Genomic DNA, 24917 nt, shown 5'->3' on the forward strand with positions numbered 1-24917 from the left:
TTTCAACTCTAAATAATTATAGTCATTGACTTATTTTAATTACTTTATAGATTACTTTTCTTAAAAATGATAATTAAACTCTGTCATTCATAATATAATTTAATTTATAAGAGTTAAAATATGGAAAATAAAGAAGAAGAAACTTTAACCTTTGAGTGAATAATAGATGAAGAGGAGGAAAAGCGTTTAAAAGCTCACAATGCAAGAAAAGAGCTTAAGTTAATATTAATAACATTTGCTATTATTCTCACTAGTTTTTTAACTTTTTGTTATTTCTTTTTTAAATATATAGAAGAAAAAGCAGCAGGGTATAAATGACAGCAAGAACAAGAAGCAAAAATAAATAATAACACAAAATGAAATTGTTTAAATACAATGTAACCAAAAACTATTAATCTATTTAAAGTTAAAAATTATTTGTTATTACAATTTTTACACTTTTGCTTTAATTGTAATCAACTATTATTAATATAAATAAAATAACTTTTATGGAAGATATAAACTCTTGGAAAGAAAAGTTTGAAATTTGTGTTTACGCTAAAAAGCTAGTTGATAAACTCGAATATTTAAACACTAAAGTAAAAAATCCTGTTGATATAGAGGCAGTTAAAACAGGTATCTACTACGCTCGTAAATATCATGGTGCACAAATGCGTCAGTCAGGTGATCCGTATTATTCGCACCCGATCGAAGTAGAGATTATGCTTGCAAAGTTTGTAGCAGACGAAGCGCCTAAGCTTTTTACTTCTAATATGATAAATGCTGCTCTACTTCCACTATACTAGAGGATACAGAACTTACTGAAAAGCTGAGCATCGAAATTTTTGGTAAAGAAATAGCAAAACATGTAGAAGGTTTAACTAGAATTAAACCTCACGGACAAATCAGTGTCGAGGAAAGCTTAAACCTATTAATTAAGCAAAAAAGATAGGATACCGCACTTATAAAATTATTTGATCGTATTCATAATGTACAAACATTAGGAGCTAAATAACCTGAAAAAGCGAAGCAGATCATTGTGGAAACATTTAAGAAGTTTCTAGTTGTTGCTATACATTTAGAGTGTTATGAAATTGAAGAAAAGTTTAATGAAATTTGCTATAGGTTTTTATACAAAGATAAATATCATTATTCACTATGAATAACCTGCTTCTTTTTCCAACTTTTGAAAATGATTTAGACCAAACATACAAATTATAAGTAATGGAACCATCACAACAAACAAACCATATTGACCCAAATATTTTGTTAAATATATAATTCCAAACGAAGTGATTATACACATTAAGGCTCTAGAAACAGCATATATAATACTACTGTGAAGCGTTTAAAAACCGGAGCCTAAAAAAGATTGAAACAGCAGGAACAGTATCAAATGAACATATTATCAAACCTATTTGAATTAAAAGAAGCTGGAAAGGTGTAGTTGTACTTTTTAAAAGGTATGGTGCAAATAGAATCAATATAAGAGTAAAGCTAATTTTACTCTAAGAATTTTTAAAGGATATATTTTATAACTTAGAAAACATATTTAAAGACATACTAGCTAGGTGGAACATTGAAATAATAAAATTATGATGAACAACCTGAGCTGCACTATATCCAAATGCATTCTTTAAAACTTCACCACAAGTAATATAAGTATAGTAGAAAATATGGGCCAAGCACAACCATTATGACAAAATATATAGTTGTCTTCTTATTAGGTTTTTGGTAAAAAATCTCATCGTTTTTTAATTCTTTTTTGTCAATATTTGCTTTTTCATATTTTCGTAAAAGTCTAGCACTTGCATCTACAAAATCAGGCGTTTCTCTAAGATGAGCTTTAGCGTAACCTCTCACAACTACAATAATTGCATCTATCCAAACGGCAAGACGCCAATTAAATCCTTGAGTAGTAACTAAAGATACTATAGCTAAAGCTACAGTTGTCCCAATTACTGATGCTACGGCAATAAAAGAAACTACGGGATATTGTATAGGTGGTTTTGTAATTTCAGTTAAATAAAGTTCTGCTACTACTATTGCACCTACAGAAGCTATACCTTGAATTGCACGGCAAATTGTGATTAATACAGCAGCAAAATAACCTACTTGTTCATAAGTATAATTATACAGGATAAAGCCATTAAGGTAGATAATAACAGTAGATTTTCGCCCTAATTTATATCTATCACCTATTCAACCAAAAACATATGCTCCTAGTGGTCTAAATATAAAGGTAGCACAAAAGGTAAAGGCAGAGAGAAGAGCAGCTGCACTCGCATCATATGTAGGAAAGAACAATGCATTGATACTGCTAAATGGACGTACAACATTAAATCACAATACTCAAGAAAAGTAGCTGTAGATAAAATTCCTGTGGCTGCTTTTTGGTCGCTTGTTAAACTTCTCTGTTCTTTTTCATAGCCTAGAATAAATTCTTTACAAAAAATTAAATTGTAAAGAAATTTATACTGTTTTATATAAAAGTCAATAGAAAATTTCACTTTATACGATAAATAAGCAAAGGAAGTACAACTTAATATATTCCGTGAATTGATAGAAAGAAGCTATAATATATTGCGATGTTTTTTATAGTTGTAATTATATAGATTTAACTGTATTCCCCAGCAAATAGTAACGTTAAAAGCAAGAAACAAGCTAACAATTAGTACTTTAAATTTACTTTATTTTATTAGCATGGATAGATATGTGATAAATAAACTAATTGAGAGAAAAAATAAATAATATACAGTAATAATGGTTCATTTTTAGATTGAAAAGTAAAATACTATACTATCATTGGTAGTTATAATTAAATATATTCAAAATATGCTTTTTCAATCACTAAATTTATACTCTATCTTAGTTGTAGGGCTTACAGCTACTTTTATCGTGTTTATGCGTCAATTATCTTATTACAAACAGCAAATTATTAATAAGGATTTAAAAATAATACCTGCATATTTTGATAAAAAAATGTTATATAAAATTCTTAATAATAACTGCGATAGATATTCTGCTCTTGAAATGATTAAAGCATATTTTAAGTTGAAAACTGCAAGATAGTTATCATATGCAGAACTTGAAAATGATAAGCAATTAAGCGAATTATTTAGAGATTCTTTAAACTATTTTATGATTTTATATCAAAATCCGATAAATCAGTTACAGTAAATAAAGTGTTTAGTATACAAGATGAACATAACAATACTCATAAATCATATGTGTTGTTAGAGAAAAATAAAATATCGGACAAAACACATCAAATGCTTATATATGTCAAAGTGCATTATATAATGACCAAAGACGATGAAGAAAGCTTAAACACTTTCATACACTTGGCTAAGATAATGTAGATTTCCCAAAAACAAAATCAGACACTCAAATAACAAATTTAAGAGTGAGCTTAACGAAGTCGTATAAGCGAACCTTACCAAATGCAGTATCAAGAGCTTAATATTGAAACTATATTTTTAAGTAAGACAGAGTTATTTAAAGCTCGGTTTAGAGTTACCTAAACCGAGAGATACATTACTACTTACCTAAAAGTGGATATGTAACATTTTTTAAGAATTTTCTTTTAATATAAGTACATACTAAAAATGTCAGTACGGTACTTGGAACATAGCGAATTATCGTAGGTACATATCTTATTAAGGTCTTAGTTGAGACTAAGTCAGTAAACGACGTACTGATGCTCTCTACTAACTCTCTACTTTTTGATCTTAAACAATCTAAAGTACAATATCTATTTTTGTATTTTAAATAACATCTCACAGCTTCAATAACCATAGAAGATATAATAGAAATTATTCCGCTTTGCATAAGAAAATAAAATTCCAGACTATCCGAACAATAACAATAATTAGCAATAATTATTAAAACTAAACCTAGAATATTAAAAAAATAGACAAATGGTTTGCCATCAGATTTCTCTTCTTGCTTAATGCTACTTTTTAATAATTCATATATTAGAGATTTTAACATGGAATTACCTATTTCATAAGAATAGCGAGCAATACACCTACACCAAAAGCGTAAGCGAGATTCCGCAAAGGGTGGTCACGTGTCGACTCACATAAATCCGCTACATTAGCTTTACCTTTATCCATTCCTTTATCTTTATAATGTTCCATAACGGGATGATAAATTACCTAACTGCTCATCTAGAATATCTCCGGATTACCTTTTAAATTACGTAATCTTGACACTAAGCTTTCAATATCTTTTTTGATACCTTCGACATCTGCTTTAGCAGAGTTTGAATTTGATTCTTTCATAATTTACTCCTTTATTAGTTTACATTTTGTTAAGCAAATTATTTTGCCTACAAAACTTATACGATGCTCCTCTTATAAGAACTTTACAATAGCTTAAACAATAAAAAAACCGAATCTAAACTAGATTCGGCTAAATTTAATGATTTTTTATTTCGTATTACTTCTACTTACTACCGAATGAAGAAACAATTTTGTTAATTAATGATTCAATATTAATTGCTGATTGAGTATATTTTATCTCTTCATTAGCCGCTAAATTTTCATCGTCATTACCTGGTACAATTGAAATATATTTACCTCCAAGTAACCCGCTGGTGACTACTTGGGCTTTAGAATCTTTAGGTATTTTAACATCATCATTAATATTTAGATATACACTTGCATCAAAACTATTTGGATCTAAAGTAATTTGCTTTACACTACCGATTTTTATACCTGAAATCATTACGTCGCTTCCAACTGCTATCCCTTCCGCACTTTGGAAATGAGCAGTTACCTGATATCCTTTTGAGCTAGTTATAGAACTACCTGTTTTGTAAGCAAAAATCAAAAATAGCAAAGCAATAATTAATACTACAAAGCCTATAATTGTTTCAATAATGTTCTGTTGCATTGTTTTTTATATTTTATTAATTACGGTTGCCATCTATTATATTTAAGATTTGATGTTTTAGGCAGCTTTTTAACTATTTTATTATTCTTTTGCCATGGAAAAAGCTGAATATTTTTTGGTATCTCATTTACTAAATGATGTAACCAAGCGTGCCAACTTGGCGGAATTTTTGTAGGTTCATTTACATTTTTATAAATAACAAACCTCCTTGGACGCCCTAAATAATCAATATTACGGCTTTCATAATATTGATTCAAAAACTCATCTTCTCCTACTTTTTTGTGAAAAAAAGTAATAAAACACTTATCTATCCACGACATTTTAAAATTTCTATAGCAGTTTCTCTTCCTTGCACTGCAAGTTTATCGGCAGCAATATTACCGCTATTATTTGCATGACCTTTTACCCATTTCCAAATAATAGTATGTTTACTCAATTCTGCGTATAATTTTTGCCATAAATCGGCATTTTTAACGGGTTCATTGTTGCTTTTACACCAATTATTTTTTATCCAATTATGAATCCAAGCGGTAATTCCTTGTTGCAAATATTTACTATCGGTATAAATCTCAACATTACAAGATTTTTTTAAAATCCTCAAGGCTTCAAGTGCTGCCGTAATTTCCATACGATTATTAGTCGTATCTAACTCATACCCAAATACTTCTTTGCTAGTATCATTAAATTGAAGCAAAGCTCCCCACCCTCCGGGACCTGGATTACCCGCACATGCACCATCAGTATATATCAATACTTTTGAATCCATAATATGCATTAACTAGGTTTAGAAGAATTACGAAACTTATCTAACATTATAACATTTGGACTTGAAGATGATGAAGTCTGATAACTTTTATTATTACTTATTGCCTCTTCATGTTGAGGATTTTCATGTATATTTAACGACTGACTAAAAGTGAGACTGTAATTATTATTGGAATCAACAAAGCTAATAAGTGCATCAAAAGGTACGTAAATTATTTCTTTAACACCGTCAAAACTTACCGTTAAAGAAAAGCCCGTATCATTTACTATTAAATTTTCAAACTGATATTGCAGTACTATTGTTATCTGTTTCGGATATGCCTGTTTAACTTTTGAAGGTAAAATTACCGCAGGATTATCGGTTCTGTACGATATGTATATTAACTGATCCCAATATAAATTTTCATGCTGAATTTTTGTTAGAATTTTTTTCACAAATTCTAGCATATATTCATACACAAATTTTTTATATTCAATATTCATACGAGAAAAATAAATAAAAATAGGTCGACGAAGTTTAATTTGAACAGTTTAAGTCATTGCAAGGAAAAACTGTAAGTTTTGACTAAACAATCTCAGAAGTCCTACTTTATGAGATTGCCACATTCTCTACGTTCGCCTGCAATGACAAGATCAACCGTTTTTAGGCAATGCCAATTTTTCAAATTAAACAAGTATAAGTGAGGGTTTTTCTGTTGCCCGGCACACCCTCCAGCCGCGTAGGATTAAGCTGCTAAAGCTAAACGACCTACAGAACGATTATTATCGTTTGCGTTTCTTTGTTTTGACCCATATGGCACAAGCCATCGGCGGAATCATCCCGAGTAAAAGCAATCTTTTTATTAGGCACGTCGATCCTATTTCGCCCCCAAAAAATACTCGATGAACTTCGTATTGTCTACTCTTTAAGAGTTATGACATATTTAAACTTTTCTAAATGACATAGCGAATAAAGAGAAATTTGAAGGCGACACGGAACGCAGAACCGCAGGGTACACGCAAGTAACGTGAGGATGCGAATACCGGATCGACGTACAAATTACCTTTAGGAGCAAGTTATTTAGAAAGTTTTGGTGGAGGCGTCGGGTACTGCCCCCGAGTCCGCAACCTCTATTCTAAATTACGTTTATTACTATAGCTATATTAGCACCAAATATTATGCCTTAATTTGATTAAAATGTAAAGGTCAAATAAGAATTCTAGATTTATATTAAAAATGGACTTATAATAAATGGTTAGAATTCTAAATTAAAAACTTAATTATGCTACCAAATCTTGGAATTATCGCCGGCAGAGGTTCATTACCTTACTTAATAGCAGGTAATTATACAAAGCAAGGCGGTAATTGCTATATCGCAGCAATTAAAGACGAAACTGATATAGAGCAAATTAAAGATTTTGAATATAAGATTTTAAAAATCGGTATGGTCGGGGAAGCTATAAAATATTTTAAGGAGCATAAGGTAAAAAATATTATTTTTATCGGTGGAGTTAATAGACCAAATTTTAAAAATTTAGCCGTAGATAAAATAGGCGGTTTATTGCTTTTCAAAATAGTTGGGCAAAAAATTCGAGGAGATGATAGTTTGCTAAAAATAGTAGCGGATTTTTTTGAAAGTTACGGTTTCAAGGTAATTTCAAGTAATGAAATATATAAAAATCAACAAGGTAACTCCAATATTATAACCGATACTAACCCTATAAGTTCAGATAAAAATGATATTGAGCTTGGAATAAAATTATTGAATCATCTAAGTGCATTCGATATCGCACAATCGGTTATAGTTGAAAGTGGCTATATACTTGGTATAGAGGCTGCCGAAGGAACGGATAATTTAATAACGAGATGTGCAGATTTACGTAAAAATCCTCATGGAGGAGTATTAGTAAAAATAGCGAAATTAGGTCAAGATAATAGACTAGATATGCCGACGATCGGTCCTAATACTATAAAGAATCTTGCTAAATATAATTACAAAGGGGTAGCGATTCAAAAAAATAACGTAATTATAGTCGAAGAGGAATTAACTATAAAACTCGCTAATGAACATAAAATTTTTATAACAAAATGTTAGCAATAGGTATTACCGGTAGCTATGCATCGGGTAAAACTTTTATGTTGGATTATTTAGCAGAAAAAGGATATAAAACTTTTTGTGCCGATAGATGCATAAAAGAATTATATCAAGATGTAGTTTTGCAAACTCAGATTTTAAAATTACTACCTGAACTTGAGTCGTTCAATATTAGAAAAATCAGTAATTTAATTTACAATAACGACCTAGCTAGAGAAAAACTACAAAATTTTATTTACCCTTTACTAATAGATAAACTCATTTTATTTCAAAAAGAAAATGCTAATTCCAAATTTGGCTTTGCCGAAATACCGCTGCTTTATGAAGCTAAATTTGAGAAATATTTTGATTTTGTCGTAACAATATACTGCTCTGAAGAAAGAAGAATGCAAAGAGCAATAACGAGATCTTCGTTTGATATAGAAATTTATAATAAAATCAAAGAAATTCAACTATCACAAGAGAGCAAAATAGCAAAAGCAGATTTTGCTATAAATAGCGGCGTTGATATGTTAGACTTGGAAAAACAAATAGCGAAACTAATAAAGGATTTGGAATGTCGAGTTTAAGAGAAATAATTTTAGATACCGAGACTACGGGACTTGACCCACGACAAGGTCATCGAATCGTTGAGATCGGTGCTATTGAGATGGTAAATAAGGTATTAACAGGCAGGAATTTTCATTTTTATATTAATCCCGAGCGAGATATGCCGTTTGAGGCTTATAGAATTCATGGCATATCCGGCGAATTTTTAAAAGACAAGCCTCTATTTCATACAATAGCCGATGATTTTTTAGAGTTTATTTCAGATAGCAAACTGATTATTCATAATGCTCCTTTCGATATTAAATTTCTAAATCATGAATTATCATTATTAAAAAGAACCGACATTAAACTCTTGGAACTAGCAAATACTATTGATACTTTAGTAATGGCTAGAAGCATATTTCCAGGCTCAAAATATAATCTTGATGCATTATGTAAAAGATTTAAAGTTGATAATTCAGGTAGGCAGCTTCACGGAGCTTTGAAAGATGCCGCATTACTTGCAGAAGTATATGTAGAGTTAATGGGCGGTAGACAATCCGCTTTTAAAATGGTTGATAAATCTGCCGTAATAAATAATTTAGCAACTAATCAAGTAAATAACAAAACAGAACAAACTACTATTGTTATTAAACCTACAAAAGAAGAGCTGCAAAAACATAAAGAGTTTCTCAGTAGGATTTTAAAAACTGCTTAGTAAAACGTCATTGCGAGGAGAGGCAAAGCCTCGACGTGGCAATCTCAGGAATTTTATATTATTTCATGAGATTGCCACGCTCCTTTTAGTCGCTCGCAATAACGATTATCAATAATCCCCTTATCTATGAAAACAAATTTTCTTGTATTTATAACCTTTACAATACTTATCTCTTTAGGCTTTTGGCAGCTTAGTCGTTTAAAAGAAAAGAAATTATTTTTAGCTTCAATGCAAGCTAACCTAACTTCACCTGCAATTAATTTAGCAGAAATTCAAGACGGTTTACCTTATCACAAAGTAAAAATTACCGGTCAATTTTTGCCTAATAAAGACATATATTTATACGGTAGAAGGTCAATGTCGAGTGAAAAAGACGGATATTATTTAGTTACTCCTTTTAAAACCATAGAAGATAAAGTTATTTTAGTAGCACGAGGTTGGTTCAGTAATCGCAATAAAAATATTATCACGCAAGCTACAACCGACCGGCAGCACGAGATTATAGGTGTTACCATGCCATCAGAAAAAACTCGTATCTACTTACCTGCTAATGATATAAAAAATAATGTGTGGCTAACGCTAAATTTAAAAGAAACATCCAAAGTGTTAGGCTTAGATCTTGAGAATTTTTATATTATTGCGGAAGGAAAAGATATTAGCAATCTAGATATTTTATTACCTCTTGCAATAAATCATTTAGCAGCAATCAGAAATGACCATTTAGAATACGCCCTAACTTGGTTTGGACTTGCTATTTCTTTAATCGTAATATATGTAATTTATCGGCGTCGTTATATGGCTGTGGATGTCATCCCGCGAGCTTGTAGCGAGATCCAGAAAAATAATTAAAAAGACTGGACCCCGTGGTCAAGCCACGGGGTAACAGTAGAAAATCGATACATAAATGAGTGACTTACAAAGAGACGCATCCGATCCTAATTACTCCGTTTGGGTATCGGCATCTGCCGGTACCGGTAAAACCAAAATCCTAACCGATCGATTTTTACGTCTGTTAATAACGGGCGTAGAGCCTTCCAATATTTTATGCCTTACTTTTACTAATGCTGCAGCTATAGAGATGCAAGTAAGGATTAATAGCAGACTTAAATATCTTTCTCTTTGCAACGCCGAGAAACTAGAAGCAGCACTTTTCTTAATGAGCGGCAATAAGCCATCGCCGCAAGACACAGAAAACGCAAAAACTTTATATGATAAAATACTAAATAGCAATAAGCTTTTAAATATCTATACAATACATGCTTTTTGTCAAAAAATCCTTAACACTTTTCCCTTAGAAGCCGGCATAACACCAGAATTTACAATCCTTGAAGAAACTAAATTACAAGATATCTTCCTAAATATCAGAAACGAAATTTACTTAAGCGATGAACATAATGACTTAATGAAAATTTTACTTAACCGATTTCATGAAATAACTCTGCAAGATATTTTTACCGAGATAATCGAGCAGCAAATTAAATTCAGAAAGTTATTTATAAATAAGCAAATTCCCAAAGAAATATCTAATAAAAGATTAGCGTTAGGGGAATTAAATAATATTTACGATAAGGTAAAAAACTTATTTGCCGAGTATGATGTGGAGATAGCACCGAAAGAAATTTTTTTTACCAAAGATGGGAAAAAACGAAAAAGCCTTTTATCGAAAGAATTAATAAGGAAATATCCTAAATTATTACTAGAGCTAGAAAAAATTACCTCTGAAATTTACCGATTAGATGAGCTGCGTCGCATAGAAGAGCTAGAATATCATACGAACTTACTTACTAAACTTGCGCATATTATTTTAAAAAAATACGATTCATATAAGGAAGAAAATAATTTACTCGATTACGACGATTTAATTTACTACACCGAGAAATTACTAAATAATAAAACTACTCATAAGTGGTTGCTGCATAAGCTTGAAAGCGAGATAAATCATATTCTTGTCGATGAAGCACAAGACACAAGCCTCTCGCAGTGGAATATTATTACTACTTTAATAACAGAGTTTAATGCTGTAGAGAGGCCAAATAATAGTGTTTTCATAGTCGGCGATGATAAACAATCGATCTTCAGTTTTCAAGGGGCTGATCTTCGTAATTTCAACTTAGTAAATGAGCGACTAAAAGCAAATCTTACAAATGCTAATAAGAAATTCAAAAATATCACCCTTGAATATTCTTATAGATCATGTACAGAGATTTTACAATTTACTTATAATGTTTTAAAAAATATAAAATCCAATTACCCGAGTTTATTCCTTGCGAATAATCCTTTAATATCCTCATTTCGTACACATCAAGGCTCTGTAACGGTCTGGCCATTAGTGACGAGTGAAAAACAAGAAGAGCTTTTTTGGGCACTACCTGAAGATTATGAAAATTCTAAATCTGCTGCCGATTTACTCATAGAAAAAATCGTAAATTTTATAAAAGAACAAATAGAAAGCGAAGAAATTTTACCGTCTACTGCAAACAGAATATCTGAAAAAGATTTCATGATATTAGTCAGAAAGAGAGATGAATTTAGTAATAATCTGATCAAAGAACTTAGCAAAGCTAAGCTTAAAGTTGAGGTAAGCGATAGAATGAACCTTAAGGAAAATCTAACTATAATGGATTTAATTTCATTAGCTAAATTTGTGTTACTACCTGATGATGATTTAAATCTTGCCGGTTTACTAAAATCACCGATTATTGGAATAAGCGAGCAGCAATTATACGCACTTCTTGTAAATAAAAGTGAGAATAGCTTATGGGATATACTCTCTTCACATGAGGAGATATATAATAAGTTAGATTCTCTAATTGCAATTTATAAAATATCGATTGTTGAGAACTTCTTTGATTTAGTGGTACATAATCTAAATTTACGAGAGCTTTACGATGATGATAGTGATGATATGATAAATGAGCTATTAACATTAAGCAAAAACTATGCAAATGATATAGATAATTCACTGCAAGGATTCGTTGCTTGGTTTGAGAATAACGATATCTATATTAAACGTGATATAGAGCATTCAGACAAAATAAGAGTAATGACCGTCCACGGCTCTAAAGGGCTTGAAACTCCTATTGTTATATTATGCGATTCTACTACTTTACCGATAAGCAGCAATAAATTTATTTGGGATGATAAAGGAGAAATGTTTTTCTCTGCTAATGCTGCCGATACTCCTGAGTTTTTGCAAGAGCTGAAAGAAGCTGAAAAATTAAAAGATTTGCAAGAATATATAAGACTACTCTACGTTGCAATGACAAGAGCTAAAGACAGGCTGATTATATGCGGTTTTAGTAATAAATCTACCACTCCTAAAAATTGCTGGTATGAAATAGCCAAACAAACTTGCGATCAATCTCTCAATTAGTAGCTGCTATATTAAATATAATAGACTATTAAGACGCACATATATTTAAATAGCGTCTTATGTTAAAAATTTTAGAAAGTTTCTTTAAAAATAAAGCAAGAATTAAAATAGAAAGGTTAAACAATTACCATCCCTGCATTATGCTTATGAAAAAGGTCATAAGGAATAATACTTAAATTTTTTTCTTTTAAGGCTTGTTTATACTTTGTTATTTTAGAAATAACAACTACAACAAGAAAAATAAAAATACTTATTAACAGGGGATATAAGATATTTAACTGATCAAACATCATTAATTTCACAGAATTTAGTTAGATACTACATAATAGTAGTAACATTTATTTGAATTTCAACTTAAATATTTTTTATTTCAATTTAACTCCTATATCTTAAATTTAAATCATTTATAGATATTGTCATAAGAAAATTAATAAGATTTTTATTGAAACCGCTACTTCTAAAATAGATAGCATAATAATTTATGCATTATGATAATAATCATGCCTTAATAAATCAGATTTAAGAATACCACAATTATATTCATATGAATCTAAATAAGCTTGTAATTCATGAACATTTTGTTCTATTTTTTCATAATTATATTTATATGAGTTTTGGAATTTTTCAACTAATTTACCTTTATTAACAACTTTTTTATAAGCATCTTCTTTAAAAAACCCATCTTTTTGTTCTTCACTACGAAAGTAATCCTTAAATTCACTATGTTTTTTCGGTCAATTAGAGATAAATTCTGCAAATTTTTCTAATTGAATATTGGTAATTAGAGTAAATACCAAACCTATATTTTCTTTATCTTGGTTAACTCTTGAAACTTCATGCGCTATTGTATCTTTTTGTCCAATTTCAATAACATTATTAGATAAAATAACTAAATCTTTTTTATTAACCTCTTGCTTTTCAGATTCCTTTAGTTTTATATTCAGTATTGCCTCTTCTAATGCCTCTTTACTAAATAATTTTTTAAATGCAGCAAGCCACGGACCAAAAGCTGTACTTTCTAACTTTTTAAAATATTCTTTTAACTTCATAACTAATTTCCTTGTTTATATTTTCTTAGTTTAATTTATAGTACTAGTTGGAAGTAATCAAGTTATAGATCTAAGAAAAATTAATACTTTTGTAAAAATTATATATAGCGTAAAAATTGAAAAACAGTGTTAAAATGCTTAAAATAATTTGACTATTTTAGAAAATTTTAATAAAATCTATTAATAAACTCAATCGATAATACAAAATATGAAAACAGCTTTTATCTTCCCCGGTCAAGGGTTGCAATTGATCGGCATGGGAAAAGATTTTTATGATAATTTTAAACCCGCCAAAGAAACTTTTCAAATCGTTGATGAAGTACTAAACCGAAAACTCACTGATATAATTTTTAATGGACCTTCTGAAGAACTTACCTTAACCACTAACGCACAACCGGCATTAATGGCAGTATCTATGGCAATAATAAATATTATCAAAGCTGAAACCGGTAAAAGTTTGGATAGTCTTTGCGATTATGCTGCCGGTCATTCGCTAGGTGAATATAGTGCTTTATGTAGCACCGAAAGTATTAACCTTGAGACAGCAGCAAAACTACTTCATATACGTAGTACATCTATGCAGGAAGCATGTCCTGAAGGTGAGGGAAGCATGGCGGCTTGTATCAATATTCCGCTTCAAAAACTTGAAGAAATATTAGAAGAGATCAACAAAATAAATTTATGCCAAATTGCCAACGATAACATCGAAGGACAAATAGTTATTAGCGGCAAGACCACAGCTATAGATCATGCTATTAGTATAATTAAAGATTTAGGTTATAAAGCGATAAAGCTGAAAGTCAGTGCTCCATTTCATTGTAGCTTAATGAAGCCGGCAGAAGAAAAAATGCGAGTAGCTCTTGATAAAGCTGTAATTAATAAACCTCTGATACCGATAATCCAAAATTATACCGCAAAACCTACTCTAGATCCTACAGAAATCAAACAAAATTTAATGCTTCAGATATGCGGGCGAGTTAGATGGCGTGAAACTTTAGAACTATTTCACAAATTAGAAATCGCGCATATAGTAGAAATAGGGGCAGGAAGCGTACTAACAAATATGCTCCGGAAAATTAATTATCCATATAAGTTAAGTAATATAAGTAATTTAGAAGAACTACAGCATTGTTTAGATAACATTAGTCAATAACTGACTCTAATAACTTCTGATTCATAAAGTTTTTAAATTAACTTAATATTAATTATATGCAAATTAGTTTTAGTTTTTTTAAGCAATTGCTAGAATTATTCACTAGTGATTGGCAGAGCTATTTAGACAAGGTAATAGAGGATTTTATTTAGCCTTAACAGATACTAATGATACATTTTTAAAAGAAGAATGTTATATTGCTCTTATCCAAAAAGACATTAAAGAAGGTGAATATACATGGTATGTTGCTCCTTTTAATAAAATAGATCATGCAAGTTTATTACTTACCAATATTCTCATATATTAGAGCTTAATCAAAATACGGTAAAAGCAGTAAAAAATATGCTGCGAAATAACTTCAAAGATATATATAATCCGAAAATTTATATTATTGCTAATTATGAAGAACCTATAATTAAAAACTATACAATAATAGATAAAATAGCCGAAGGTAAAGTTATTACCTTTGAAGATTTAAATATTAAATATGTAGATCACACGGATGAAGAGTTAAAATATATAGGTGATATAGTAAATGATATTAGAAAACTAGACAGCAAGTTAGTAGCAGATATTCCAATATCATCAATTTTATTTTGTAGATTTTCTTATTACTCAGTGTACAATCATTTTTATGGCTGCATATTTTGAAGAATTAAACAATTTTCATCAAAATTTAGATAACCTCAATTTTTCCGTTACAAAAATATATTCCCGAATACCAACCAAAAGACTATAAGAGTTTTGTCAATATCAGAAATTATTTGAGAACATTCAGAACATATTATTTAGCATCTGTAGTGATAGTGAGAATTTTGGAACATTGTTAATTTCAGACTCTTATAATCTTAGCTTAAACAAGCGAATCGAAATTATAGAGTACTTAATAGATAAATATAAAAATGATACTAAAGCTATTTATTACATAACCCAACAACTTTTTGATATTTGTGATGATAACACGGATATTAAAACTCTCGAAGCCAAGGCTAAACAGTTTTACAAATATATTGAATATTTCCGTAGTTGGGATAATTTACCTAGTTATTGGTATATGGACTTTAAAGGGCTATCCGGATGTGATAAGGAAGCTTTGATTATGGGCAATTCTGTAAAGCCGGAAAATATATTTAGTTAGAAAAATTATAAAATAATTCTAGAAACTTTGCTTATTAGATGATATAAAGTAAAGCCATAACCGGAGAGATGGCCGAGTGGCCGAAGGCGGCGGTTTGCTAAACCGTTATATGGGTCATACCGTATCGAGGGTTCGAATCCCTCTCTCTCCGCCAGTCTGGACAGTTAGCCAATTCTTGTAGTTGATCGAATGGAAAAGCCAAGGAGTAATCAAGATTTCCGAATTTCAAATTTAGGTTCGTAAGTACACATTATCGCCTTATTGCCTTGATTTAACAAGGATTTTAGCTCTTAATACAAACCTACTCATATGTTCTATGCTATTCATATGTTAGTTTATGATAGACTTTTCTCTAATATTTTCTGTTACTTATAAGTTATTTTCTACAAATTTCACCAATTTTAGTCATTTTTTTTCTAACAATATGTACACTATACAAACTAGGGGCTATTCCTCGTAAAATAAGGGATTGGAGGACTTTTTGTAAAAATTTTTTTTAATAGAATTAATTGTTTATACCAAAATTTTTCAGTTTTTGTGTATAAAAATTGCACCTATTACCAGAATTGAGTGAGGACTTAAATAAAGCTCAAGGGTTGGGTCGGAAATATAAAGATTTCAACGTTTCTTCTTTATTACTACAGTCTGTGCTACCATTATTACACATGGTACATCCTAATTTTACTTTATCATTTGCTACTAAATCTTTTAATTGTGTTACTTCCTCTAAGGTAGCCAATTTTATATCACTTATGTTGCGCAAACCATCTATTACTTCATTAAATATATTATTTACGCCTTACGAAACTATCCTTCTTATATCATTTATATCTTCATTAGTACGCCAAGAAACATAAGGTAAACTACTATCGTATTTGTGACACAAACCCCAACACCAACCTTGTACTCCTTCTGTATTTCCAAGTGTTGATTTATATAATTCATATCATTTATAAATAATTTTTGTTCTTTCATTTTTTACTTAATTCTTGTAGTGCTATCTAAGTATAAGATTTCCGGCATATATTTATGTTTCAGCCAAATCTCAAGGCTACCGATAATATAAAGGTTATTTTTAGCTCTGCTAATACCGACGTTTAAAACGTTTGGCTTTTGCGTCATTATATTTCGTGCACCTTTATCAAGAGGATGCTGAGCTTCTAGTAGTATTATTACCGTATCGTTTTCTGTGCCTTGAAATGCATGAATAGTGGCGATATTTTTATATCCAAATGCTTGAATTGTTTTCTCATATCTTGAATCGTCATATATTTCATTCACTTTTCTACGAATAGATTGCTGTAATCTTTATACATTGTAATAATGTAAATTTGTTTGAGCACATCATCCCCATTTTTCTCTTTTAATACTTGGTTTTAATAACTCTAGTAATTTTTGAAATTCGGCTTCCGATTCATATTTATAACGTTGAACCTTATTATCTTTTATATCTATCCATTTTGAAGTACCTAAAATCGTTCTAATATCAGAGTTACAGTCAGAGGTAGCAAAAATCATTTTGTCACCGTAAGCTATTTTGTTACATATTTTAAACATCAGATTTTGGCATCTTCTATGCACTCATAAAGGGACACTAACCGTAACATCATCTATTTTTGTTTGATATAAAGAATTACGGTCAGCTAGGTTTTGCAATGAAACTTCCGAAGGTGACCACTCAGGATATGAAACCTTAAAATGTTCACATAATTTGTGCATTAAATCTTGCTTTAATATAGAAATAGGATCTGTTTGCAGCGGATCACCAACTACTACGACTTTTTTCGATTTTGTAAATAGCACTAGCTGCGTATTTTGGCGGTATCTGCCCTGCTTCATCAATAAATAACCAAGGAATTTCATTATGTTCGGATGTTGCCAACATTTTATCGAATGAGTAAAAAGTTGTAGACACAACAGGTATGACCATACAGAAATTTTGCCAAGCAATTTTGTCAGTTAAAAATTTTCTTGCCAATTTTTCCAAAATAAATCTTCTTCAAAATCCTTAATATTGCAATATTTATCTTTGAAACTTACGATAGCCAAGCTTATATCGTCATTAAGCTGTTTTATTTCTTCTACAGAAGCTTCAATTTTCTTAATTGCAGCTTTAATATTCTTAATATCAGTTTTTATCCGGTCAATTTCTTCTGAAGATTTATTTTTTAGCTTAATTAAATCCCGTTTTTGCTCATAGCAAGAATTGTATTTTGCGGTTTTAAAAAATGCATGAATTTTTTCAAAAAAAACCAAATTTAATAATTTTATTTCACAATCAATTTCAAGTATTTTAGAGCTTTTATAATCAAGCTCTAATTCTAACTCATTTTACTCTTCTTTTTTTCTACATATATCACTCCTAAATCCTCTTCCTTAATTAACTCTCTTTTCTTTTTATTAAATTCAATAACTGATGCAATATTTTCATAAATTTCATGAATTTCACTGTATAAATTGTTAAAACCAGCACACGCTTCTTTCCATTCATTATTAATTTCATCTATAGAATTACAATATTCAGGTTTAAAATGTGCAGGGGCTTTATCTTTACATTTATTATTAACTAGCAGATTAAGATATTACAGCATTGTATGTTTTTCATCATTCTTATAATCGTTTTCTTCTTCATCTTTATATTTCCAAAACTTATTTGAAAATCTCTTTTTATTTCCATGATTAACGAGCACCGCAGCAAATATACCCCTATCTTTCTCTTTTTCCTCTTTCAATAAAAGTTATTTAAAATAACTTAAATCTTTATGATATAGCTTATCTATTTTACTATATAACGATATTTCTTTAGATATATTTTCAACGGCATTGTTATTAGATGATGCAACAACCATACCGTAAGGTTGTAATTCCGATTTTAAAGAATTAACATGATAATCAAAATTTGGTGTATGTAAGGAAGATTTTTTATTTTGAAACCCCTCCTTAGGATCTTCTAAAGTTGTTAAATATGAAGCACGATCTACATAGATATTTGCTATAAGATCAAAAAGTATAGTGGTTTTCCTGTACCAGGTGGACCATTAACAGCAAAAAGCTTTCCTGACAAGAGGGTCATACCAAATTAATCGCAACAGCTTGCAGTACCGCAAGAGAGTGACTCGGCGATGAACACCAACGCGTCGGTTGCATCATAAATGGAGATAACAGTTCTTGTAGACGTTCTTGATGCTTTAAAACATCTATGGAATCCGGCTTATCTTCTTTACCGAGATATTTGGCAATTGCTGATTCCGAGTCAAATTTTTCTATATTACTTCGTACAAAATCTAATGGTCTTAGAAAAAAACTATTAAACATTTCTAAGGAAGGAGCAGCAAAATTATAAATTACCGGTTTATCTTTTTTCTTTTTATGCGAGGTAACTCTTCTTAAGCATATTTCAGAGCGGCTAAATAAATATTTTTTGTCAATTTCTAACTTCTGCACTACAAGATCAATCATAAGATTAATCATTTTTAAATCTAGAGTTTTAACTCAAGAATCTTGCTTTTTATCCTTAAAATATATCTCTCACTTTCTAAAAATACTTCCTCTATTAGGCTGTTATTATTATCTACAAAATTTGGTAAATCTTTTAATTCTTTTTCTTGGAACTCATCTCTCATGATTCTACCAAGAGCATAAGCAGCAGTAGAGATAACCATCAATCCTTCAATATATTTACCGTTTTCATCTATAGTTAAACCAGCAATAGGTGTTTGTCGGTTGCTCTTGCTTATCTTGATGGTTATTATAATCATTTAAGAACTCTTGATCTAATTTAGTTATAGTTTGGATTTTCTTTTTATCTAGTTTATCATTTATTAAATAACTAACATGTCCGCCTGCTACATCTATAAGCTTAGAGTTTTTTAATAATTTTTGCAAAGGTAAAATGGAAAATTTAGATACTATTTGATCATCTTCTGCTGCTACTATATATATACAGGACAATGAATTAAACTCGGATCAATAATAAAATTATTCGATTTTCCATTTAAGATTTATAAACATATTTTCATCTAATATATTTTGTATAATTTGATTATAAACCTCCTTAGATATACTATTACCTGACATAAGCCAATTCTCTATTCTCAATGCTAATTCTTGCTCCTTATCGGAAGTTATAGAGAAAAATTTTTTTAATTTAGCATTGAAATAATCAGGGAATAAAAGAAAAAATAAAATTTGAATATGAATTTTAGGAATTATCGGTAAATTGTCTATGCCACTATCTAGTTTTAAATATCGATTCAACATTCTTATATAGAAAAAATGAGAAAAATCCCACGAGCAGGTAAGTAAAGTCAGAGTTTTGATAAATTTAGGCATAAGTACGTTTGTAGCTATCGCAAGGTTACCGCCGATACAATGACCTATTAAATTAATGTCTTTAATTTTCAAATTATCTATTACTTCGATTATTTTATGCACATAGTCGTCTAGTAAATATTTAGGTTCCTCAATCTCTAGCCAATCTATTAAATAAACTTCACCGTAGCTTCTCAAATTTTCAATAAAACTTTTGTCACGAGCTAAAAAAAATATTTCCAGTGAGTTGAAGATAGAGAGGATGATTAGGAAAGTTTTGATGTCATCCTGACTTCTTTCTATGTCATTCCTGACTTCCCCTTTGTCATTCTCACGAAAGCGGGCATCCATTTTTAATTTATTTTTACTGAAACCTCTGGACAAACCACGGGATAACGCCGAGTAATACAACACCCTATAATGCTCTGTTTGCATTACTATTTTACCTGATTTTAAATATTAATTACCTAAATTATGTGTCTTTGTATAATTATTATAAAGGTCAAAATATTCCTGTAGTTTATTACTATCTAGAATTGAGAGTATCTAGTAATTCTTGACAAAAGGCTAAATATATTGTATAAGTTCAGCACCTTCAGAATGTAATAACAAGTATATAGGCTCTAAAGTTTTAGGGGAAATATCTTTTCATAAAATCTTGAAGTGCTTAAGTTTTTTTTTTGTCCTTAGGGATTTATAATGCTAAGTACCTCATCACGATCGTTTAAAAACAAATTCAGAGCGGCATTTTGGCCTGTGCATAATTACGAACTCGGAAAGTTTATTCCGATGAGTACCTTAATGTTTTGTATTTTATTTAATCAAAATGTTTTACGCATCTTAAAAGATAGTATTTTAATCTCCGAGATTAGTGCAGAAATAGCAGGTTTTGCTAAAGTTTATTGCGTTACGCCTGCCGCTGCTTTATTCGTGATTATTTATGCTAAAATGATTAATTATCTTACTTTTGAAAAGATCTTTTATTATTTAAGTGCATTTTTTATCAGCTTTTTTGTTCTATTCACTTTTGTAATCTATCCTAATATTCATATTTTTCATGTACATCCCGATAATCTAGCTGACTGGATGGAACGTTATCCTCATTTTAAGTGGTACATCTCATTAGTAGGTAATTGGGGTTATATAGTATATTATAGTCTTGCCGAGCTTTGGCCTAATATTTTTTACGTATTATTATTTTGGCAGTTTGCTAATGAACTTACTACTACCGAAGAAGCAAAAAGATTTTATACTCTCTTTTCGCTATTCGGCAACTCTTCTTTAATATTAGTCGGCTTTTTAATGATGAATCTATCATCGGAAGATACTATTATTAAGAAGTTTATGAGTATTTCGGATAGTAAAATCACTTTAGTTCAAGTATCCACGACAATTGTGGCAATTGTTGCTATTATTTGTTGTTTGTTAGTTAGATTTATTAGCAAGAACGTTTTTACTAATCCGTTATTTTATGCTAAAGCAAAAAGCGGTCGCTCAACTTCAGAACGTATGGGGCTAATTAAAAGCTTTAAATATATTGCGAAATCAAAATATTTATGGCTACTTTTAATTTGTTCGGCAGCTTTCGGATTTGCTATTAACTTAGTCGAAGCCGTATGGAAAGCAAAAATTAAGGAATTATATCCGACTGTAAATACCTATGCTGAATTTAACAGTCTGTATATACTTTGGACAGGCGTGGCAATAATGGTTATGACCATCATCGGTAATAACATTATGCGTATGCACAACTGGTTTGTAGCAGCAGTGATTTCACCGGTTATAATAATGGTGACCGGCATTTTGTTCTTTGTACTTATCGTATTTGACCAACAAATTTTATCATTATTTGATGGAGCAATTTTAATGTCACCTCTGGCTCTTGCCGTTTCAATCGGTGGTATTCAAAATATTTTAGCTAAAGGTACTAAATATTCTATATGGGATACTTCAAGAGAAATGTTATATATCCCTCTTGATGAGGAGCTTAAAACTAAAGGCAAAGCTGCGGTTGACGTGATAAGTGCAAAAGTCGGCAAATCCTCTAGCGGTCTTGTGCAATCTATTATTTTTACTTTAGTTCCAACCGCTACTTTTACCTTAATCTCACCAATTCTAATGTTGGTATTTACTTTCGTATGCTTAGCGTGGATTTATGCAGTAAGAAAAATATATTTTGAATATCAAAAAATAGCATAAAATAAATTATTGTCATCCCGCGACTTGACCACGGGATCTAAGAATACAAGTCTGTGACCAAGATACCGTGGTCAAGCCACGGTATGACACCGAGCACAGCATAAAACTATCGATGTTACTATGAATCAATTTCACTCTTTATAAAATTATGAGGCTGAGGTTAATCCTTAATTTTAATAGTAACAACTTCGCCTGCTAGAGAGTTCGGATATCTGTTCTTATTAATTGAATCTGGATATTTATTATAGGGCAATAATTTATATTTAACAAGCAGGATGGTTAATTGTCATAAACTTTTCTATCATTCTAGTAACGGAACGTTCTAGCTCAATAGCTAATTTTGAATCATCAGAAAAGTTAAACCATTTAAGTTCATTTGATTCGTTATTTTTTATAAAATTATCATTATTTACTGTTTTTAGTAAAAATCGTACATCATAGTGATAATGAGCAGGTTCCTTATGAGTTCGCGGCATATAATGGGTGTCTATATCAAAAATCTCCTTATTTATCGTTTTGATTTCATTAATTCCGGATTCTTCTATAGCTTCTTTAACCGCTACATTTAATATATTACTATCTCCATCACAATGACCGCCTGGTTGAAGCCACTTATCAAGCTTTTTATGGTGCATCAATAAAAATTTAGTTTTATCATTATTAAGTAAAAAAGCCGAAGCAGTGAAATGTCCTATTTGTAAATCTCAGCTAAAAGGGTTTGCATATTCATTTAAAAATTCAAGCATTTTTGTTTTTGTAACAATTTCTTCAGGATATGTACTACTGTAATTTTGTAGTTTAATATGTAATTCATTCATAATGATAATTTTTTATGTATAGGGCTTTGATATTTAACTCAAATTTCTCTGCTAAGTCAAATGAAATTATATTGTCCATGTTTCATGGTAATTATCATTGACAATTAGTTAATGTTTAGTTATATATCGCATAACTAAAATTTAATATTAACTAATTAGGTTTATTTTTATGCTTAACAAAATAGTCGAATTATTTAGAAGTGATGATACCAACCCCTTGGTATGGTAAGCTTGCAGTAGTAAGAGCATGTGCTGTTGGAATTTATGTGATAGCAGGTGATTTACTTAAATCTCCGGCTTGTCTTCTCAAATGTGGTGCCGATATAGTAGCCACAATGGGAGCAATGCTAGCATATGAGCATTATACAGACGCAACTTCGCAAGAAAGTCCGATGATAGGAAATGAAGCACAAGCTGCAATATAATAATAAAATATTTTTAACGAATTTAGAGGACACACCGACTCTAAATTCGTATTCATTGACCATTCAAACCGTTTTTTAGTCTAATTTTGACTTGTTTTAAAGAACGAGGAGTTGCGTCCGTAACTTCAATTTCAATATTTTCTGAAATATCTATTCTAGTACCGATAGCCGGAACACTACTGACTCTAGTCAATACTAATCCACCTATCGTATCAAACTCATCATAATCATTGTGTAGCTTTTCGCCTATTATTTCTTCTAGCACTTCTACTTCAACACGTGCATTTGAAATAATTGTTGAGTTATTAATAACCTTGAAATTATCGCTATCTAATTGCTGATCATGCTCATCATCTATTCGTCCTACTATTTCTTCTATAAGATCTTCAATAGTAACTAAACCGTCAGTACCGCCATACTCATCAACAACTATTGCAATATGTGTTCTCTCACGACGCATTTTTGCTAGCAAATCTAATAATTTCATAGAAGGAGCTGCAATTATATGCTTACGTATAAGCTTTTTTAAACGACCGTTTTGCTTTGTAGCCAATGCTTTAAATAAATCCTTGATATGAATGAACCCTACTACATTATCCAAAGTACCATCATATATAAGAGTTCGTGTATGTGGGACTTCTAACTTAATAGACTCACTTAATTCTTCTAGATTCGTAGTTAATTTTATTGCCGCAATATCGGAACGCGGTACCATTATATCTTCAATAGTTTTATCTTCTAGCTCCAATAAATTAGCTAAAATATTACGCTCGTCTAAAGTCATTTTTTGGCTATTAATTTTAAGGCGTTTTATGACACCAAAAAAATTATCGGGCGTTTTTGTTTTTCTAAAAAAATTTTTTATCGGAGAGAATAATTTTCGTACAGTAAAAATTAACTTATTATTTTGATTTTTTTTACTAGAATCTTCTTTTTTTGAAGATTTTAACATAAATTTTTTTATTTAGTTAATAAGGGGGGAAAATACCGAAATATGATAATATTTCAATTTCTAGATTTTCCATAATATTTGCTTCTGTGTCATTTTGATGATCAAAACCAATTAAGTGTAAAATACTATGTATTAAAAGATGAATAAAATGATTCTCAAAAGTTTTGTGCTGCTCGCACGATTCATTATATATTACCTCATAACAAAATGCTATATCACCTAAATGCATATAATCAGAGTCACCTAAAAATTCAAGTTTAGAATATAAATCCTGCCAATTTAATTCGTTGCTTGGAAAAGAAAGAACGTTAGTAGCTTTTTCTATATTACGAAATTGTTTGTTTAAGATCAATATTTCTGCAGCATTTGTTAGTAAAATTGATAATTCAAATTGTTTTATTTTACTAAAATTATCAAACCGCAATAAAATATTTTGAGTTATTTTTTTGATTAAACTCTTATTTATCTGCTTATGCTCACGCCATTTGTTGTAGTGTCTTACAATTTCTACGTTTATCATTGTACCAAATATTGA

General features: G+C 30.3%; 33 protein-coding genes, 1 tRNA gene, 1 other RNA gene and 2 pseudogenes. 14 read left to right on the plus strand and 23 right to left on the minus strand.

Translation table 11 applies throughout. From position 1 onward, the window contains the following. Nucleotides 1-488: 488 nt before the first annotated feature. Nucleotides 489-785, plus strand: a complete 297-nt coding sequence (locus RSA_RS05495; protein WP_014364974.1) for a bifunctional (p)ppGpp synthetase/guanosine-3',5'-bis(diphosphate) 3'-pyrophosphohydrolase — start codon at nt 489-491, stop codon at nt 783-785. A gap of 838 nt (nt 786-1623) precedes the next feature. Here the strand turns inward: RSA_RS05495 and RSA_RS08005 are convergent. Continuing rightward, nucleotides 1624-2181, minus strand: a complete 558-nt coding sequence (locus RSA_RS08005) for an MFS transporter (protein ID WP_081498231.1) — start codon at nt 2179-2181, stop codon at nt 1624-1626. A gap of 603 nt (nt 2182-2784) precedes the next feature. Here RSA_RS08005 and RSA_RS10345 point away from each other — a divergent pair. Beyond that, nucleotides 2785-3341 (plus strand): annotated as a pseudogene (locus RSA_RS10345) (hypothetical protein). 178 nt (nt 3342-3519) lie between these two features. Here RSA_RS10345 and RSA_RS05515 read toward each other — a convergent pair. The 7 genes and pseudogenes from RSA_RS05515 to ssrA all read right to left on the minus strand — a co-directional run bounded on the left by RSA_RS05515 (nt 3520) and on the right by ssrA (nt 6831). Beyond that, nucleotides 3520-3972 (minus strand): hypothetical protein, encoded by a 453-nt coding sequence (locus tag RSA_RS05515; RefSeq protein ID WP_014364976.1) that lies wholly within the window; start codon nt 3970-3972, stop codon nt 3520-3522. 8 nt (nt 3973-3980) lie between these two features. Beyond that, nucleotides 3981-4265 (minus strand): annotated as a pseudogene (locus RSA_RS10350) (hypothetical protein). A gap of 163 nt (nt 4266-4428) precedes the next feature. Continuing rightward, a complete protein-coding gene (gene mlaD, locus RSA_RS05525) occupies nt 4429-4878 on the minus strand; it encodes an outer membrane lipid asymmetry maintenance protein MlaD (RefSeq protein ID WP_004997581.1) in 450 nt (149 codons plus the stop codon). Nucleotides 4879-4898: 20 nt separating this feature from the next. After that, nucleotides 4899-5198 carry an NADH-ubiquinone oxidoreductase subunit NDUFA12 family protein gene (locus RSA_RS05530; protein ID WP_004997578.1) on the minus strand — a complete coding sequence of 100 codons (300 nt, stop codon included), beginning with the start codon at nt 5196-5198 and terminating at the stop codon, nt 4899-4901. Continuing rightward, nucleotides 5186-5653, minus strand: a complete 468-nt coding sequence (gene rnhA / locus RSA_RS05535) for a ribonuclease HI (protein ID WP_014363236.1) — start codon at nt 5651-5653, stop codon at nt 5186-5188. The genes RSA_RS05530 and rnhA overlap by 13 nt, the downstream gene beginning before the upstream one ends. Continuing rightward, on the minus strand, nt 5653-6126 hold the full coding sequence (locus RSA_RS05540; protein ID WP_014364977.1) for an SspB family protein: 474 nt from the start codon (nt 6124-6126) through the stop codon (nt 5653-5655). Before RSA_RS05540 ends, rnhA begins: the two co-directional genes overlap by 1 nt. A gap of 196 nt (nt 6127-6322) precedes the next feature. Further along, nucleotides 6323-6831, minus strand: a transfer-messenger RNA (tmRNA) gene (gene ssrA / locus RSA_RS08015). A gap of 74 nt (nt 6832-6905) precedes the next feature. Between ssrA and RSA_RS05545 the strand changes: the two genes are divergently transcribed. The 5 genes from RSA_RS05545 (at nt 6906) to RSA_RS05565 (ending at nt 12337) form a co-directional block, all read left to right on the plus strand. After that, nucleotides 6906-7718, plus strand: coding sequence for an LpxI family protein (locus RSA_RS05545; RefSeq protein WP_014364978.1), 813 nt, complete (start codon nt 6906-6908; stop codon nt 7716-7718). Continuing rightward, nucleotides 7712-8287: a dephospho-CoA kinase gene (gene coaE, locus RSA_RS05550; RefSeq protein WP_012151240.1), complete on the plus strand. Its 576-nt coding sequence runs from the start codon at nt 7712-7714 to the stop codon at nt 8285-8287. The genes RSA_RS05545 and coaE overlap by 7 nt, the downstream gene beginning before the upstream one ends. Further along, nucleotides 8275-8964: a DNA polymerase III subunit epsilon gene (gene dnaQ, locus RSA_RS05555; RefSeq protein ID WP_004997573.1), complete on the plus strand. Its 690-nt coding sequence runs from the start codon at nt 8275-8277 to the stop codon at nt 8962-8964. Before coaE ends, dnaQ begins: the two co-directional genes overlap by 13 nt. Nucleotides 8965-9090: 126 nt before the next feature. Next, nucleotides 9091-9813 carry an SURF1 family protein gene (locus RSA_RS05560; protein WP_014364979.1) on the plus strand — a complete coding sequence of 241 codons (723 nt, stop codon included), beginning with the start codon at nt 9091-9093 and terminating at the stop codon, nt 9811-9813. Nucleotides 9814-9868: 55 nt separating this feature from the next. Beyond that, nucleotides 9869-12337 carry a UvrD-helicase domain-containing protein gene (locus RSA_RS05565; RefSeq protein ID WP_014364980.1) on the plus strand — a complete coding sequence of 823 codons (2469 nt, stop codon included), beginning with the start codon at nt 9869-9871 and terminating at the stop codon, nt 12335-12337. Between the two features lie 734 nt (nt 12338-13071). Here RSA_RS05565 and RSA_RS05570 read toward each other — a convergent pair. Next, on the minus strand, nt 13072-13386 hold the full coding sequence (locus RSA_RS05570; RefSeq protein WP_014364981.1) for a hypothetical protein: 315 nt from the start codon (nt 13384-13386) through the stop codon (nt 13072-13074). Nucleotides 13387-13594: 208 nt separating this feature from the next. Here RSA_RS05570 and fabD point away from each other — a divergent pair, with 208 nt between their 5' ends. From fabD to RSA_RS05600, 5 genes are all read left to right on the plus strand, one after another. After that, nucleotides 13595-14539: an ACP S-malonyltransferase gene (fabD, locus tag RSA_RS05575; RefSeq protein WP_012736481.1), complete on the plus strand. Its 945-nt coding sequence runs from the start codon at nt 13595-13597 to the stop codon at nt 14537-14539. Between the two features lie 109 nt (nt 14540-14648). Further along, entirely contained in the window at nt 14649-14846 is a 198-nt protein-coding gene (locus RSA_RS05580; RefSeq protein WP_012151247.1) for a hypothetical protein, read from the plus strand. Nucleotides 14847-14881: 35 nt separating this feature from the next. Next, nucleotides 14882-15190, plus strand: coding sequence for a hypothetical protein (locus RSA_RS05585; RefSeq protein WP_012151248.1), 309 nt, complete (start codon nt 14882-14884; stop codon nt 15188-15190). A gap of 172 nt (nt 15191-15362) precedes the next feature. Then, nucleotides 15363-15677, plus strand: coding sequence for a hypothetical protein (locus RSA_RS05595; RefSeq protein WP_014364982.1), 315 nt, complete (start codon nt 15363-15365; stop codon nt 15675-15677). A gap of 62 nt (nt 15678-15739) precedes the next feature. Further along, nucleotides 15740-15831: transfer RNA gene (locus tag RSA_RS05600), tRNA-Ser, on the plus strand. Nucleotides 15832-16655: 824 nt separating this feature from the next. Here the strand turns inward: RSA_RS05600 and RSA_RS05605 are convergent. The 10 genes from RSA_RS05605 to RSA_RS05640 form a co-directional block, all read right to left on the minus strand. Continuing rightward, on the minus strand, nt 16656-16958 hold the full coding sequence (locus RSA_RS05605; protein ID WP_230453745.1) for an AAA domain-containing protein: 303 nt from the start codon (nt 16956-16958) through the stop codon (nt 16656-16658). Between the two features lie 63 nt (nt 16959-17021). Further along, nucleotides 17022-17234, minus strand: a complete 213-nt coding sequence (locus RSA_RS05610; protein WP_041471938.1) for a hypothetical protein — start codon at nt 17232-17234, stop codon at nt 17022-17024. A 24-nt stretch (nt 17235-17258) separates the two neighbouring features. Then, a complete protein-coding gene (locus RSA_RS09740) occupies nt 17259-17480 on the minus strand; it encodes a hypothetical protein (RefSeq protein WP_231284220.1) in 222 nt (73 codons plus the stop codon). Further along, nucleotides 17440-17655 (minus strand): hypothetical protein, encoded by a 216-nt coding sequence (locus RSA_RS09745; RefSeq protein WP_231284221.1) that lies wholly within the window; start codon nt 17653-17655, stop codon nt 17440-17442. The genes RSA_RS09740 and RSA_RS09745 overlap by 41 nt, the downstream gene beginning before the upstream one ends. Further along, a complete protein-coding gene (locus RSA_RS05620; RefSeq protein WP_012262572.1) occupies nt 17637-17933 on the minus strand; it encodes a hypothetical protein in 297 nt (98 codons plus the stop codon). The genes RSA_RS09745 and RSA_RS05620 overlap by 19 nt, the downstream gene beginning before the upstream one ends. A 326-nt stretch (nt 17934-18259) precedes the next feature. Beyond that, on the minus strand, nt 18260-18409 hold the full coding sequence (locus tag RSA_RS09095; RefSeq protein WP_014364983.1) for a hypothetical protein: 150 nt from the start codon (nt 18407-18409) through the stop codon (nt 18260-18262). Nucleotides 18410-18746: 337 nt separating this feature from the next. Beyond that, complete coding sequence (locus RSA_RS05625) at nt 18747-19136, minus strand: hypothetical protein (RefSeq protein ID WP_231284222.1); 390 nt, start codon at nt 19134-19136, stop codon at nt 18747-18749. A gap of 20 nt (nt 19137-19156) precedes the next feature. Beyond that, nucleotides 19157-19435: a cytochrome P450 gene (locus RSA_RS05630; protein WP_231284223.1), complete on the minus strand. Its 279-nt coding sequence runs from the start codon at nt 19433-19435 to the stop codon at nt 19157-19159. Further along, complete coding sequence (locus RSA_RS09100; protein WP_014363244.1) at nt 19365-19628, minus strand: alpha/beta hydrolase family protein; 264 nt, start codon at nt 19626-19628, stop codon at nt 19365-19367. The genes RSA_RS05630 and RSA_RS09100 overlap by 71 nt, the downstream gene beginning before the upstream one ends. 27 nt (nt 19629-19655) lie before the next feature. Next, nucleotides 19656-20339 (minus strand): alpha/beta hydrolase, encoded by a 684-nt coding sequence (locus tag RSA_RS05640; protein ID WP_012151255.1) that lies wholly within the window; start codon nt 20337-20339, stop codon nt 19656-19658. A gap of 348 nt (nt 20340-20687) precedes the next feature. Here RSA_RS05640 and tlc5 point away from each other — a divergent pair, with 348 nt between their 5' ends. Beyond that, the gene (gene tlc5, locus RSA_RS05645) at nt 20688-22187 is read left to right on the plus strand and encodes a GTP/GDP exchange transporter Tlc5 (protein ID WP_012262574.1); all 1500 of its coding nucleotides are present in this window, start codon (nt 20688-20690) and stop codon (nt 22185-22187) included. A gap of 263 nt (nt 22188-22450) precedes the next feature. Here tlc5 and RSA_RS05650 read toward each other — a convergent pair whose 3' ends face one another. After that, complete coding sequence (locus RSA_RS05650; RefSeq protein ID WP_081498232.1) at nt 22451-22882, minus strand: NUDIX hydrolase; 432 nt, start codon at nt 22880-22882, stop codon at nt 22451-22453. Nucleotides 22883-22891: 9 nt separating this feature from the next. Beyond that, a complete protein-coding gene (locus RSA_RS05655; RefSeq protein ID WP_014363246.1) occupies nt 22892-23005 on the minus strand; it encodes a hypothetical protein in 114 nt (37 codons plus the stop codon). 203 nt (nt 23006-23208) lie between these two features. Between RSA_RS05655 and RSA_RS05660 the strand changes: the two genes are divergently transcribed. Further along, nucleotides 23209-23430 (plus strand): hypothetical protein, encoded by a 222-nt coding sequence (locus RSA_RS05660; RefSeq protein WP_014364986.1) that lies wholly within the window; start codon nt 23209-23211, stop codon nt 23428-23430. A 52-nt stretch (nt 23431-23482) separates the two neighbouring features. Here the strand turns inward: RSA_RS05660 and tlyC are convergent, their stop codons facing one another. Then, nucleotides 23483-24382 carry a hemolysin C gene (gene tlyC, locus RSA_RS05665; protein ID WP_012151259.1) on the minus strand — a complete coding sequence of 300 codons (900 nt, stop codon included), beginning with the start codon at nt 24380-24382 and terminating at the stop codon, nt 23483-23485. A 16-nt stretch (nt 24383-24398) separates the two neighbouring features. Further along, nucleotides 24399-24902 (minus strand): rRNA maturation RNase YbeY, encoded by a 504-nt coding sequence (gene ybeY, locus RSA_RS05670; RefSeq protein ID WP_012262576.1) that lies wholly within the window; start codon nt 24900-24902, stop codon nt 24399-24401. Between the last annotated feature and the right edge of the window lie 15 nt (nt 24903-24917).

The sequence above is a fragment of the Rickettsia philipii str. 364D genome (assembly GCF_000283995.1).
Lineage (GTDB): Bacteria > Pseudomonadota > Alphaproteobacteria > Rickettsiales > Rickettsiaceae > Rickettsia > Rickettsia rickettsii.